Below are 13493 nucleotides of genomic sequence, written 5' to 3'. Positions count from 1 at the left end.
GGTGGGGCGACACGGTCGCTGGCCACCATGCCCGCGCCCCCGCGCGCGGGACGGCGTACGGCCGCCCGGGGCCCGTCGGATTCACCCGCTCGGGGGATGCGCGGCCGGTGCCGGCCGCCGGGGGTGGGAGGCGCTGTTCGCGCCGCCCCGCACCCCTTCCCATCTGACACATCGTCAGCTTCAATCGGGAGGGTGATGGGACACGCAGGGATGGCGGCCGCCGTCGTCCGATACCTCAGGTCAGCCGGCTCCCCCACCTCCGCCGGAAACGTCGACGCACTGCCCCGCCCCGACCTCCGGGCCGTCGGCGAGGACGAGCGCGCGCCCGTCAGCCCCGCCGATTTCCGGGCCGTACTGGGCAACTTCGCGAGCGGGGTCACGGTCATCACCGCCCCGCCCGCCGAGGGCGAGGAGGGCCCGGCCGGCTTCGCCTGCCAGTCCTTCGCCTCGCTCTCCCTGGACCCGCCCCTGGTCACCTTCATGGTGGCCCGTACGTCGACCACCTGGCCGCGGATCGCCCGCGCCGGGGTGTTCTGCGTCAACATCCTCGGGGCCGGGCAGGGCGAGCTGTGCCGGGCGTTCGCGGTCAGCGGCGCCGACAAGTTCGCCGGGGTCTCCCACCGGCCCGCCCCCGCCACCGGATCCCCGCAGCTGGACGACGTACCGGCCTGGATCGACTGCCGGATCCACGCCGTCCACACCGGCGGGGACCACCTCATCGTGGTCGGCCGCGTCGAGGCCATGGGCGCCTCCGGCGAGGGCGGCCCGCTCCTCTTCCACAAGGGCCGCTTCGCCCGCCTGGCCGACTGACGGCCCCGCCCCGACCAGCCGTTATCCTCCTGCCGTCGACGTCAGGGCGGGGGCCGCGGTGGAGAACACGTACGGGCCGGGGCGCACCCGGTGGACCAGCACCACCGGGTGGCTGATGGTGGGGAGCGCCGTGGCGGCGGTGCTGTGCGCGATCGTCGGGGTGAGCCCGTACCCGCCGCTGACGGTGGAGACCGGCCTGGCCGGCGCCTCCGTGCTCTTCGCCGCGTGCTGGGTGACCGCCTCCCTCCACGCGCGCCGCGTCCCGCCCCGGGCCGACCTGCGCAAACGCCCGCCGGGACGACGCCCGCGCGGCCGCCTGCTGCGCATCGTGCTCGCCTTCGGGGTCCCCGTCGCCACCTTCGCGGCGCTCGTCCTGTGCTTCACCGAGTCCGGCGAGAAGGGCAGGCGCGTCGAGCGGCTGGAGCGGGCCGGCTACGACCGGCACGAGGCCCGGATCGTCCGGCTGGCCGGCGAACCGGTCCACCACCCGGCCACGGACGACGGCGACGCGTACTACAGCACCGACGCGGTCCTCAGCGTCCCCTACGACGACGGCCCCCGGGACGTCCCCGTCACGGGGGTGTCCACCGGGGAGCGGCCCGGGCCGGGCACGACGGCCGAGGTCTTCTTCGCCCCCGGCCACCCCGAGGTCGGCGTGGGCACCTCGCCCGCCCGGACGGGCGGCGGGCTGATCGCCGTGGTCTTCTTCATCGCCCTCGGGCCGTGGCCCTTCGTCGCCGGCGCCGCGATCCGCTCGTACATGGATCCGGAGGCCGTGGAGCGGATGCGCCGCTTCGACCCCGGCACGCACCTGCCCGCCCTCGGCCTGCTGCTCCTCGGCGTCCTCGCGCTGCTGCCGGTGGCCCTGGACGTGCCGGTGGCGGGCTTCACGCGGCTGTGGGCCCTGCTCGCCCTTCCCGCGCCGGCGCTGGCACTGACCTGGACGGCCCGCCGCGCATAGTGCGGCGGGCCGCCCGGCACCCGGATCAGAACGTGAGCACTCCGCGCGCGACCCGCCCGTGGTGGGCGTCGTCCACGGCCTTGGCGAAGTCCTCCACCGGGTAGACCTCGGTCACCAGCTCGTCCAGCAGCAGCTTCCCCTGCCGGTACAGCTCGGCGTACAGGGCGATGTCGCGCTGCGGGCGGGAGGACCCGTACCGGCAGCCCATGATCGTCTTGTCCAGGTACATGGAGGACACCAGGAAGGACGCCTCCTCCTTGAAGCCCGGCACACCGAGCAGCACCGCCTGCCCGTGCCGGTCGAGGAGGTCGACGGCCTGCCGGATCAGCTTCACGTTGCCGACGCACTCGAAGGCGTGGTCCGCGCCGGTCGGCAGGACCTCACGGACAGCCGCCGGGGTGTCGTCCACGGCCGACGCGTCCACGAAGTGGGTGGCGCCGAACCGCCGGGCCACCGCCTCCTTCGCCGGGTTCGCGTCCACCGCGACGATGACCGACGCGCCCGCGATCCGGGCGCCCTGGATGACGTTGAGCCCGATCCCGCCGGTGCCGATGACCACGACGGTCTCCCCGAGACCCACCCTGGCCCGGTTGAGGACCGCACCCACCCCGGTGAGCACCCCGCAGCCGATCAGGGCGGCGGAGGTCAGCGGCACGTCGTCCGGGATCTTCACCGCCTGCACGGCCTTGACGAGGGTCCGCTCCGCGAACGCCGAGTTCGAGGCGAACTGGAACAGCGGCAGCCCGGCCCGGGAGAAGGGCCGGTCCGGCATCCCGATCGCCTTGCGGCACATCGTCGGCCGGCCCCGGTCGCAGTCCGCGCAGGCCCCGCAGTTCGCGAGGGTCGACAGGGACACGTGGTCACCGGGCGCCACGTGCGTCACCCCCGCCCCCACGGCCTGGACCACCCCCGCGCCCTCGTGCCCGAGCACCACCGGCGGCGGGAAGGGGATCGTCCCGTCGATCACCGACAGGTCGCTGTGGCACAGCCCGGCCGCCGCTATCGCGACCAGCACCTCCCCCGGCCCCGGGTCCCGGATCTCCAGGTCCCCGACCACCTGGGCCTGCTTGCCGTCGAACACGACGCCTCTCACCTGGGCTCCTTAGGCAGGCCGAGCACCCGCTCGGCGATGATGTTCCGCTGGATCTCGTCCGAGCCGCCGTAGATCGTGTCGGCCCGGCTGAACAGGAAGAGGCGCTGCTCCTCGTCGAGCCCGAGTTCGTACGGGTCCCCCTGCGCCCAGAGCCCCGGCCCGGCCGACGCGGCCGCGCCCCGGACCTGGACGGCCAGCTCCCCGAGCCGCCGGTGCCACCCGCCCCACAGCAGCTTCGCCACGCTGGGCGCGCCGGGGTCACCGGCCGCGCCGCCCAGGGTCCGCAGGGCGTTCCAGCGCATGGTGCGCAGCTCCGCCCACTGCCGTACGAGGCGCTCGCGCAGGACCGGATCGGGCGCGCCGCAGGCCGCGTACGCCGTGACCACGCGCTCCAGTTCGGCGGCGAAGCCGATCTGCTGGACGAGGGTGGAGACGCCGCGTTCGAGGGCGAGCAGGCCCATGGCGACGGTCCAGCCGTTGCCCTCGCCGCCGACGACCTCCGAGGCGACGGCCCCGTCGAAGAACACCTCGTTGAACTCCGCCGTCCCGGACATCTGCCGGATCGGGCGGACCTCGACGCGGCCCGGCTGGTCCATGCGCACGAGGAGGAAGGACAGCCCCCGGTGGCGGCGGGAGCCTGCTTCGGTGCGGGCCAGGACGAAGCACCAGTCGGCCTCGCGGGCCAGGGAGGTCCAGATCTTCTGTCCGGTGACGCGCGGCAGCCCGTCGGCGGTGTCGCGCACGGCGGTGGTGCGGATGCCGGCGAGGTCGGATCCGGCGCCGGGCTCGCTGTAGCCCTGGCACCACAGCTCCTCGCCGCGGGCGATGGCGGGCAGGAAGCGGGCCCGCTGTCCGGGGGTGCCGTAGGCGATCAGGGTGGGGGCGAGGAGGTTCTCCCCGATGTGGCCGACGCGGGCGGGGGCGCGCAGCGCCGCGTACTCCTCGGCCCACACCACCTGCCCGGTGAGGGTCAGCCGCTGCTGCCCGTAGGCGCCGGCCGGGGCGTCCCAGCCGGTGCCTATCCAGCCGCCGCGGCCGAGTTCGCGTTCCCAGGCGCGCCGGGCTGCTACGCCCTCGTGCTCGCTGCCGGGCCCGCCGAGGCCGACGGCCTCCCCGTACGGGCCGGCGAGGTGCGCGGTGAGCCAGGCGCGGGCGCGGGCGCGCAGTTCCTCGTCCTCGGCCCCGAAGCTGAAGTCCACGCCGCTGCCCCTTTCTAGGCGTTGGGCCGGTCCTTGGCGGCGGCGGCCTTGGCCATGGCGTCGAGCTGGGCGAGCATCGGCATCGGGTCGGTGCCGACGGTCCCCGGGAGGAAGTCGGCGATCCGCTCGGGGGTCCAGGCGCCCTCGGCGTAGCCGGCGCGTAGCTCGCGCGGCTGCGCCCAGACGGCGATCTTGGGGCCGGCGATCGTGTAGACCTGCCCGGTGATGTCCGCGGCCTTGGCGCGGTCGCTGAGCAGGTACGTGACGAGCGCGGCGACGTCCTCGGGGTCGCCGATCTCCTTGAGCTCCATCGGCACGTTGGCGGACATCCGGGTCCGGGCGACGGGTGCGACGGCGTTGGCGGTGACCCCGTACTTGTGGAGGCCGAGGGCGGCGCTGCGGACGAGGGAGATGATCCCGCCCTTGGCGGCGCTGTAGTTGGCCTGGGCCACGGATCCGGTGTGGTTGCCGCTGGTGAACCCGATGAGCGTGCCGGAGCCCTGGCGCCGCATGACGGCGGAGGCGGCCCGGAAGACGGTGAAGGTGCCCTTCAGGTGGGTGGCGACGACAGGGTCCCACTCCTCCTCGGACATGTTGAACAGCATCCGCTCGCGCAGGATGCCGGCGACGCAGACGACGCCGTCGACGCGTCCGTACTCGGCGAGGGCGGTGTCGACGACGCGCTGGCCGCCGGCCATGGTGGAGATGTCGTCGGCGACGGCGACGGCCTCGCCGCCGACGGCCTGGATCTCCTTGACCACGTTCTGGGCGATCTCGCTGGTGGGCTCGCCGCCCTCGATCCCGACCCCGTAGTCGTTGACGACGACCTTGGCGCCCTCGGCGGCGGCGGCGAGCGCCACCGCCCGGCCGATGCCCCGGCCCGCGCCGGTGACGGCGACCACCTTTCCTGCCAAGAAGTTCCCCACGGCCGACCCCTTCCCGTGTTTTCTGACGGACCGTTAGATTCTATGACCAGTCAGATCCCTTCACACAAGCCCTGAGTCCTAGGAGCTGATGGCCGGTGCCCCTCCCTCCCGAGTTCCACGAGATCGCCAAGCGGATCAACAACTGGGGCCGCTGGGGCGCCGACGACGAGATCGGCACGCTGAACCTGATCACCGACGAGGTGGTGCGCGCGGCCGCGGCCGAGATCCGCACCGGCCGCCGCGTCCCCCTGGCCCTCCCCCTCAAGGAGGACGGCGTCCAGGCGGGCCTGATCCCGGGCCGGGTCAACCCCCTGCACACGATGGTGCAGATCAACCAGGAGCTCTTCGGTCCGGGCACGGTGGCGTGCTCCGACGACGCCGTGACGATGGGCCTCCAGTCGGCCACCCACTGGGACGCCCTCACGCACGTCTCGCACTCGGGCCGCATCTACAACGGCCGCCCGGCGTCGACGATCACCGCGCACGGGCGGGCGGAGTTCAGCGGCATCGACAAGGCCCGGCACATCGTCTCGCGCGGGGTCCTGCTGGACGTGGCCCGCGCCAAGGGCCTGGACCGGCTCCCGGGGGACCACGCTGTCACCCCCGGGGACCTGGCGGAGGCGGAGGAGTTCGGCCGCGTCACGGTCCGCGCGGGCGACGTCGTACTCGTCCGCACCGGCCAGATCCAGACCTACCTGGCGGGCGACAGGCACGGCTACGGCTTCCCGTCCCCCGGTCTCTCCGTCCACACCCCCCAGTGGTTCCACGCGAGGGACGTGGCGGCGGTGGCGAACGACACCCTCACGTTCGAGATCTTCCCCCCGGAGATCGAGAACCTGTGGCTGCCGGTGCACGCGCTGGACCTGGTCGAGATGGGCATGCACCAGGGCCAGAACTGGAACCTGGAGGAACTGTCCACAGCCTGTGCGGAAGCCGGCCGCCACTCCTTCCTCCTGTCGGCGATGCCGGAACCCTTCGTCGGCGGCACGGGCACCCCGGTGGCCCCGGTGGCGGTGCTCTGAGCTCCCCCTCCCCCGTCCCGGACGATCGACGGATCCAGGGGGGGCTCCAGCACGGCACCTCAATCCTGATGACTGAGGTACTCCTCCAGACCCACCTGGGCGATCCTGTCGAGGACGACAGGGCTCGCCGAGGTGGCGAGGGCACCGCCGACCGCGCAGAGAACGGCCGCCGTCTGGAGGTCCTCCCGCGCGACACCGCTGAACACGCCCGAGCCGCCGACGACCGCGTACGCGCCGAGGATCGCTCCGAGCATCACCTGCTCCCGGGGCGCGCCGTTCCCGGCCTGCGCGACACCGTCCACGACCCCCACGATCGCCATCGCGAGGGCACTGGCGTCGGCCCGTCGGCTGATCCTGGCCGACTGCTCGGCGACGTCCCCGTCCTCGAACACGCGGCGGCCGAGCTCGCGCAGATCCTCCACGTCCTCGCGGGTGAGGCCGGCGAGGGTCAGCCGGAGGAGGTGGTAGTGGAGCCTCCGCTGCGCCACGTCATCGAAGATCCGCTCCCTCCCGGACTGGAACAGTTCCCCTGCACGACGCGACAGCTCCTCGGCCTGAGCCCTGTCCATTTCGCCGCCCATTCCCAAGCTGTCCAGGGCCGCTGGCCCCTGTCGGCACCGTCTCACCCCCGGCTGCCATTACACCCGTGGACGACCCGCCTGTCCCGTCAACCTGCGCCGACCGGGCGATACGTCCGGGCGAAGGGGCCCGGGTCGAGCGATCCTCGACCAAGCGGGTTGACCTCAAGTGGACTTGGGGTCCTACGGTCAGCGGCATGACCACACAGACCCAGCGCACAGCCGCCCCCGCCGACCCCGCCGCCACCGACGAGATGCTGCCCAGCCAGCCCATCGGGTACTGGAGCGGGGTCGCCCACCGGGCCGTGATCGGGCACATCCGGGACGCGATGGCCCGGGTCGACGTCACCCAGCCCCAGTGGTGGACGCTCAACCGCGTCCAGCGGGCCGACGGGCCGCTTCCCCGCGAGACCGTCCTCGCCGACCTGGCGGAGTCCGCGGACACCCCGCACGACGTCCCGCGCGCGGTCGACCAGCTGATTCACCGCGGCTGGCTGGACAGCTACGGCAACGGCGAGCTGCTGACCGTCACCGACACCGGCCGCGAGGCCATCGAGCGGATCCGGGAACTGGTCACCGCCCTCCGGACGGAGATCCACGAGGGCATCACCGACGAGGAGTACGTAGCCGCACTGCGGGTCCTCCGCCGAATGGCCGACAACGTCAGGGCCGCGGCGCGCTAGGGGGTGCCCGCGCACGAGGCCGCACGCCCCGCCGCCGTGCCCCCGGTAGCCGGCGCCTCCGGGGAGCCCGTACCGTCCGGCGCGGCAAGCAGCTCCGCGCTCTCGCACTCCGCTCGCTCCGGAGGCTCACTACGGCGCCAGCGGCGAGCCTCCGGGCGGTGGCTCCGAAGCTCGTGCGGCAGGCGCGCTCCATCGACCACCTCTCCCTCCAGCCGGCCCCGCCCCACGCCGCGCCGCGCTGACGGCCAACCGTTCCACCCTCATCGCGCCACGCCGCCACCACCGCAACGGACGGTGACGAAGAACCCCGCCCGGCCAGCGAGAACGATGCATGGACCACGCACCAGTTCGGTAACCCCCGAGACTCCTGAGGCACGCGCATAGCCGAGGTATCGCGACAAGAGCCGCAACCCGGCCGATTCACCCCTTTCAGGCCCTGCCATGCCTTCGGAACGATGAGTCCCGCGACTCAGCGGCCGCCGTCACGAGCGGCGACCGCACGGCTGCCGAAGCAGAAGAAGGGGAACACCCATGTCACCGCGCAAGATCCTCGCGACGATGACCGCCACCGCGGCCCTGATAGCGGGCCCGGTCCTGACCGCCGAAGCCTCGACGACGACCGCCTTCTCCCAGCAGACCCGCGCCGCCGGCCTCACGGCCGCGCAGACGGCCGGACTCCAGCAGCAGGTCGACGCCTTACTCGCGTCGGACCCGTCGGCCCGCCAGGTCTCGGCGAACAAGCTCTCCACCGCGGGCGGCAGCGTGGTCCTGCGGGCCCCGGGCCAGAGCGAGACCCGCGACCTGGCCGCTCCGGACACGGCGCTGGCCTGTAACAACGGCCACCTGTGCATCGTGGACGGCAACGGCAACAACTACGACTACTACCGCTGCGGCTACTACGACTTCAACGGCGTCGGCAACGGCACGTTCAACAACAACCAGACCTCCGGCACCCGCGCCCGCTTCTACAACAGCGACGGCAGCGAGCGCTGGTCGCACGTGGCGAAGGGCAGCGGCACCGCCTCCTGGACCCCCGTCTACCACATCCGCCCCTGCTGAGACGCGCCGCTCCGACGAGGCCGCCCGATCCCGCCCGCGGGGCCGGGCGGCCTCACCCCGTGCCCTCCGCCCCCGCCGCCGCGAAGCCGAACCACACCACCTTGACGCAGTCCCCCTGTGCCACGGCCGCCCAGTCGTCGGCGGTGGCGGCGACGAGCGAGAGGCCCCGACCGTGGGTGGCCATCACCCCGCGCGTTCCCTCATCGGGCCACCGCTCGGGCGCGCAGTCGTACACGTAGACGGTGACCCTCCCCCCGAGCAGGGCCACCTCGACGGCGATCTCGGGGGAGTCGGTGTGCCGGTGCGCATTGGTCACCACCTCGGACACGCACAGCCGAGCCCGCTCCCCCACCTCCGCCCCGCACCCGGCACTCCGCAGCACGGCCACGACCCAGTCCCGGGCGACCTTGACGGCCTCGGCCCTGCTGGGCGCGACCATCCGGTAGGTGAGCCCCTCCGCCGGTCCGGCCCAGTCCTGTCGTAGTGCGTTCGCGTTCATCGCGACCTCTCCCCACCAGACGAATCCGATGCCGGTTCCTCACGACCGTGTCCCTGGCCGTCCGCCCGCCCCAACAGGGCTGTGGACAGCTGCACTTCGGTCAGCCGCCGGCTGCTCCAGCCCTCGGAACGTAGGGCACAACATTGGGACGGCGCAACAGTGGGACGGCCGTAACATCCGTTTGAGTGGACCCCGGACCGGAGCGAGCGGCACACTCGTACCCGGACGAGATGGAGGGGTCATGCCGCCGAGGAGCTATCCGACCGCCCGCCAACGGCGATTGGGCGCCGAGCTGCGCAAGCTACGCGAGAAGGCCGGCATGAACGGCGCGACCGCAGCCGCCTACCTGGGCGGGGAACGCGCCCAGATCAGCCACATCGAGTCAGGTCGCTACGGAGTGAGCGACGAGCGCGTCCGCCGCCTGGCCTCCCATTACTCGGCAACGGACAAGCACCTCGTCGACGCGCTGGCGAGCATGGCCGAGGAGCGCGGCAAGGGCTGGTGGGACGAGTACCGGGGACGCCTGTCACCGGGCTTCCTCGACGTGGCCGAACTCGAATTCCACGCCACGTACATCCGCGTCATCCAGATGCTGTACGTCCCGGGGCAGCTCCAGACCGAGGCCTACGCCCGAAGCCTGATCCGCAGCGGCATGTCCGACCTGCCCGCGAACGAACTGAACACGCGCGTCGAGCACAGGATGAGGCGCCGGGTCATCTTCGACCGCCCCCGCCCCACCCCGTTCGAGGCCTTCATCCACGAAGCCGCCCTGCGCATGCGGTACTGCGACGCGGAGGTCATGCGGGAACAACTCGCCTTCCTGGACAAGGTCTCCCACTGGCCATCGGTCACCGTTCGCCTGATCCCCTTCGACCGGCAGATCACGGGCTCCGTGCATTCGATGCTCTACGCAGGCGGCGCCATCCCGGCGCTCGACACCGTCCAGATCGACAGCGCCTTCGACGGCGGATTCCTGGACGCAGAGGCTCAGCTCGCCAAGTACCGAGGGTTGCTCGAATCCATCGAGTCGATCTCGCTCGGACCGGAAGAGTCGAGAGAACACATTCACCGCATCGCTCAGGAAGTGTGAGTCAAGGCGCATGACCGACGGAATCAAGTGGCAGAAGTCCTCGTTCTCAGGACCGGACGACAACCAGAGCTGCGTTGAGCTGGCGCCCGTCGCCGGCGCGATCAAGATGCGGGAGAGCGACGACCCGCACGTGATCGTGACCACGACGGTGGAGAAGCTGCGTGCCTTCATCCTCGGAGTCAAGGCCGGCGAGTTCGATCACCTGATCTGACGAATCTCGACCAGCAGCGCCCCTCATTCCCGCAGGTGAGGGGCGCTCAGCATGTGCCGGTACAACTTTGGGACGTCACACCATTGCGACGGCTACGCCTGTGACGCTACCGTCGCTGTACGTCACGGGAGTCGCCCGCCAGGCGACGTCCCGTGACGTAACTCCCGCCGACTATGCGCCAGTTGGCCGGAGGCGTCACCGTCGCCCCTTCCCGCCGCCCGTCACGGTCCGGAAGGGGCGACCCTCAGCGACGGCAGGAGAGCCGTACATGCCCGCGCGACCCCTCCCCCTGGACCACACGGCAGCCATCCGCACCGGGTACTGGTTCGAAGCCCTCCGCTACCGCGACGCCCGCGACCGGCCCCCCGAACTCCTCGACCGCGCCATGCTGGACACCCCCGAAGAGGCCGTCCGCCGCATCCGCCTCCAGATCCGCACCGCGCACCCCTTAGCCCTCTCCCCCACGGAAGTGCACCGCGCCCTCACCTGGGCCGACGGCGGCGGCCGCATCCACACCCTCGCCGCCCTCCACCGCGGCGAAACCGCCGGCTTCAGCATCGTCCTGCGCGGCGGCCTCCGCCCCGAATGGCGCGTCCGCCCGGTCGACTACCTCTCCCTCACCCCGACCCCCACGGGAACCATTCGCATTTGTGTTCGCGTCAGTTGACGAGTAGACAAGGATGCTCGCGAAGGCAGCTCGACCTCGGGGGGCGAGTAACACGTGACCGACCACGTACCGATCAATCCGTGCACGATCCCGCAGTTCACGGGTGACCTGGACGCGTTGGAGCAGGACCACGCGGCGATCACGGCGGCAGCGGGCACCTTCCGCACGGCCGGCGAGAACGTGGACTCCGAGTTCCAGGGCCTGTCGGCGTTCTATGCCGCTCCCGAGGCCGCGAAGCTGTTCGCCACCACGAAGCCGGTGAAGACGGACAGCGATTTCTTCGCCGACCAGCTCGAGTCGGCGGCGAAGGCGCTGGGCGAGTACGTCACCGAGGCCCGCCCGATCGTGGCGCGTCTGAAGGCGCTCCAGGCGAAGGCGACGACGTTCTCCAACAAGATCGCCGGGGACGAGCACTGGAAGGACGACGGGAAGAAGATCGATGAGAACAACGATCTGATCCACGACGTCAACGCGGCCGCCGAGGCGTTCTGGGCGGCCGAACGCACCTGCGCGAACAAGATCCGCGCCCTGTACTGCGCCCCGCCGCTGACCGTGAACGACGGCTCCAACGGCGCGAACATGTACGGCTACAAGGCCGATGACCTGAACAAGGTCCAGGACCTGCCGTGGGGTTCGCAGCTGGAGGAGACCCACCGGGCGTGGGAGGTCGGCTACTGGGTCAAGTCCTTCGTGTGGGACGGGATCATCGTCGACGGCATCTGGGGCACCATCCGGGGCCTTGGCACCCTGGTCGGCGTCGACGGCTGGGACGCCGCGGGCCAGGCCTGGACGGGCCTGGCCAAACTCGCCACCGGCCTCGTGATCACTTCCATGCCGGGTGTCGGGGCCGCGTTCTGGGCGGCGGACGACAAGCAGCTCCCGGGCTGGCTGAAGGACTCCCGCACGGCGATGAAGGAGACCGGCAAGGCCCTGGTCGCCTGGGACGAGTGGGGCAAGAACCCCGCCCGCGCCGCGGGAGCGGTCACCTTCAACGTCCTGACCACCGTCTTCACCGGCGGCGCCGGCACCGCGGCCAAGACGGGCGGGATCGCGAAGGTCCTCTCGGTGGCCGGGAAGGCCGGCAGGATCATCGACCCGATCACCTACATCGGCAAGGCCGGCTCCCTGGCGAAGCTGAAGATCGGTGACCTGTTCGCGAACCTGGGGAAGGTCGACGGGGCGTTCCCGAAGATCGACGACGTGGTGTGGAAGGACCTCCCCAAGGCCGACGCCCCGGGGATCAAGTTCCCCCACCCCGAGGACACGGTCCGTCTCCCGGACGACGCGCTGGGCCGTCCGCAGTACTTCGACAAGACGACGAACCAGCTCCTGGACCACAAGGGCCTCCCGAAGCAGGACCTCACCTCGGTCCCCAAGGGCCCCGACCACCCCCTGGCCGAGGTCCCCAAGAAGCAGGAAGTCCCGGTCGGTGTCGGCGCCCACACGGCGGACGTCACCTCCCACACCCCGGGCGGCACCGCCACCCACACCCCCGGCGGGACCGCGTCCCACACCCCCGGCGGCACCGCCGACAACCTCCCGCACAACAGCCACACCGAACCCGGCGGCACGACCCCCGGCCACGGCGGCACCGACACCACCCCCACCGGCGGCCACACCGACACCCCCTCCACGGGCGGCCACGGCGACGGCCCCTCCACGGGCGGCGGCGGCCACGGCGACGGCCCGACCATCCCGCACCAAGGCGGCGGCGTCCCCGACAACCTGGGCCACGGGCACGGAGACGGCCCCGACCCGGCGGTGCCGGACCACGGCGGACGCCCCGAGCTGCCTCCGCACCGGGAGAACGCCCACAAGTACACGGACGCCGAAAAGCGGCAGATCATGGAGTACCAGGTCCACCGGGCGAACGACCCGACGGACGGCTACTTCAAGAAGTACTACAACAAGCTCGGCTACCGCCTGCGGGCCGATGTCCCGGACCACACCGGCCTGGTCCCGCCGCAGCTCGTGGAAACGGCCCCCGACGTCTGGGTACCGAAGTCGGACATCCCGCCGCCGGTTCCGCCGGACTACCTGGGCAAGGCGAAGTCCGTGGACCACACGGACGTCCTCGTCACCAAGGAGATGCGGGACACCCTCGACCAGGCCGCGAAGGAACGTCACGACGCCATCGCAGCCGACAAGGGCCCCCACGACGCCTACGGCGAGGCCAAGAAGGCGCACAAGCTCCTCGACACGCCGGAAACCCAGGCCGCCCTCGACGCGGCCAGGGCAGAGCACGCGCCGCTCCACGAAGCCCTCTCCAAGAAGAGCGAGGCGTACGGCGAGGCAATAGCCAGGGAACACGCGATACCGAAGGAATTCCCCGGCGCCAAGGAAGAAACGCTGCATGGCCCGGCCAACGGAAACGACCAGTTCGACCAGGTGTACAAGCACGGCGACCGGTACGTCGTGGTCGAGGCGAAAAGCCACGTCACCACGGACCTGGGCGAACGCCGGATCGGCGGTAGGCGTGTCTCGCAAGGAACCCGCGACTACTTCGAGGACATCCTCGAGCAAATGAAGAAGCGCGGACAGAAAATCGAAAGCGAAAAGACCTTGTACAGGGCCCTGAAGGCAGCATTCGACGCGGAACCTCCGCGGATCGACTACGTCGTCGTCAAGGGCGCAGATAACACGGGTACTTACGCCGGATACACTATCCGGCGTTTCGATCTCACCAAGTGACAGG

At 71.6% G+C, this 13493-nt stretch carries 14 protein-coding genes; 9 read left to right on the top strand and 5 right to left on the bottom strand.

Annotated features, from left to right (window positions below):
• Positions 1 to 195: 195 nt before the first annotated feature.
• Both D1J60_RS19820 and D1J60_RS19815 read left to right on the top strand, forming a co-directional pair.
• Positions 196 to 810: a flavin reductase family protein gene (locus tag D1J60_RS19820; RefSeq protein ID WP_125821993.1), complete on the top strand. Its 615-nt coding sequence runs from the start codon at positions 196 to 198 to the stop codon at positions 808 to 810.
• Between the two features lie 58 nt (positions 811 to 868).
• Complete coding sequence (locus D1J60_RS19815; RefSeq protein WP_125821992.1) at positions 869 to 1771, top strand: hypothetical protein; 903 nt, start codon at positions 869 to 871, stop codon at positions 1769 to 1771.
• A gap of 25 nt (positions 1772 to 1796) precedes the next feature.
• Here the strand turns inward: D1J60_RS19815 and D1J60_RS19810 are convergent, their stop codons facing one another.
• The 3 genes from D1J60_RS19810 to D1J60_RS19800 are packed head-to-tail and all read right to left on the bottom strand — an operon-like array spanning position 1797 to position 4989.
• Complete coding sequence (locus D1J60_RS19810; protein WP_125821991.1) at positions 1797 to 2864, bottom strand: Zn-dependent alcohol dehydrogenase; 1068 nt, start codon at positions 2862 to 2864, stop codon at positions 1797 to 1799.
• Positions 2861 to 4063 (bottom strand): acyl-CoA dehydrogenase family protein, encoded by a 1203-nt coding sequence (locus D1J60_RS19805; RefSeq protein WP_125821990.1) that lies wholly within the window; start codon positions 4061 to 4063, stop codon positions 2861 to 2863. The genes D1J60_RS19810 and D1J60_RS19805 overlap by 4 nt, the downstream gene beginning before the upstream one ends.
• A gap of 14 nt (positions 4064 to 4077) precedes the next feature.
• Entirely contained in the window at positions 4078 to 4989 is a 912-nt protein-coding gene (locus D1J60_RS19800; RefSeq protein ID WP_125821989.1) for an SDR family NAD(P)-dependent oxidoreductase, read from the bottom strand.
• A 95-nt stretch (positions 4990 to 5084) separates the two neighbouring features.
• Here D1J60_RS19800 and D1J60_RS19795 point away from each other — a divergent pair, with 95 nt between their 5' ends.
• A complete protein-coding gene (locus D1J60_RS19795; protein ID WP_125821988.1) occupies positions 5085 to 6011 on the top strand; it encodes a cyclase family protein in 927 nt (308 codons plus the stop codon).
• 59 nt (positions 6012 to 6070) lie between these two features.
• Here the strand turns inward: D1J60_RS19795 and D1J60_RS19790 are convergent, their stop codons facing one another.
• Positions 6071 to 6580 carry a hypothetical protein gene (locus D1J60_RS19790; protein ID WP_241253330.1) on the bottom strand — a complete coding sequence of 170 codons (510 nt, stop codon included), beginning with the start codon at positions 6578 to 6580 and terminating at the stop codon, positions 6071 to 6073.
• A 206-nt stretch (positions 6581 to 6786) separates the two neighbouring features.
• On the opposite strand from D1J60_RS19790, the gene D1J60_RS19785 reads away from it, so the two are divergent.
• A complete protein-coding gene (locus tag D1J60_RS19785) occupies positions 6787 to 7272 on the top strand; it encodes a MarR family winged helix-turn-helix transcriptional regulator (protein WP_125821986.1) in 486 nt (161 codons plus the stop codon).
• A 531-nt stretch (positions 7273 to 7803) separates the two neighbouring features.
• A complete protein-coding gene (locus tag D1J60_RS19780) occupies positions 7804 to 8331 on the top strand; it encodes a hypothetical protein (RefSeq protein WP_164720926.1) in 528 nt (175 codons plus the stop codon).
• A gap of 52 nt (positions 8332 to 8383) precedes the next feature.
• Here D1J60_RS19780 and D1J60_RS19775 read toward each other — a convergent pair whose 3' ends face one another.
• Positions 8384 to 8830, bottom strand: coding sequence for an ATP-binding protein (locus D1J60_RS19775; protein WP_125821985.1), 447 nt, complete (start codon positions 8828 to 8830; stop codon positions 8384 to 8386).
• Positions 8831 to 9071: 241 nt separating this feature from the next.
• Here D1J60_RS19775 and D1J60_RS19770 point away from each other — a divergent pair, with 241 nt between their 5' ends.
• From D1J60_RS19770 to D1J60_RS19755, 4 genes are all read left to right on the top strand, one after another.
• A complete protein-coding gene (locus D1J60_RS19770) occupies positions 9072 to 9920 on the top strand; it encodes a helix-turn-helix transcriptional regulator (protein ID WP_125821984.1) in 849 nt (282 codons plus the stop codon).
• 10 nt (positions 9921 to 9930) lie between these two features.
• Positions 9931 to 10131, top strand: coding sequence for a DUF397 domain-containing protein (locus tag D1J60_RS19765; protein ID WP_125813976.1), 201 nt, complete (start codon positions 9931 to 9933; stop codon positions 10129 to 10131).
• 268 nt (positions 10132 to 10399) lie between these two features.
• Positions 10400 to 10798, top strand: coding sequence for a hypothetical protein (locus D1J60_RS19760; protein ID WP_125821983.1), 399 nt, complete (start codon positions 10400 to 10402; stop codon positions 10796 to 10798).
• A 54-nt stretch (positions 10799 to 10852) separates the two neighbouring features.
• Positions 10853 to 13489 carry a hypothetical protein gene (locus D1J60_RS19755; RefSeq protein ID WP_125821982.1) on the top strand — a complete coding sequence of 879 codons (2637 nt, stop codon included), beginning with the start codon at positions 10853 to 10855 and terminating at the stop codon, positions 13487 to 13489.
• The last annotated feature ends 4 nt before the right edge of the window (positions 13490 to 13493 follow it).

It is taken from the genome of Streptomyces sp. W1SF4 (genome assembly GCF_003950035.1).
Taxonomy (GTDB): domain Bacteria; phylum Actinomycetota; class Actinomycetes; order Streptomycetales; family Streptomycetaceae; genus Streptomyces; species Streptomyces racemochromogenes.
Note: the sequence above shows the minus strand (reverse complement) of the source record. Positions and strands in the feature narration are given on the sequence as shown.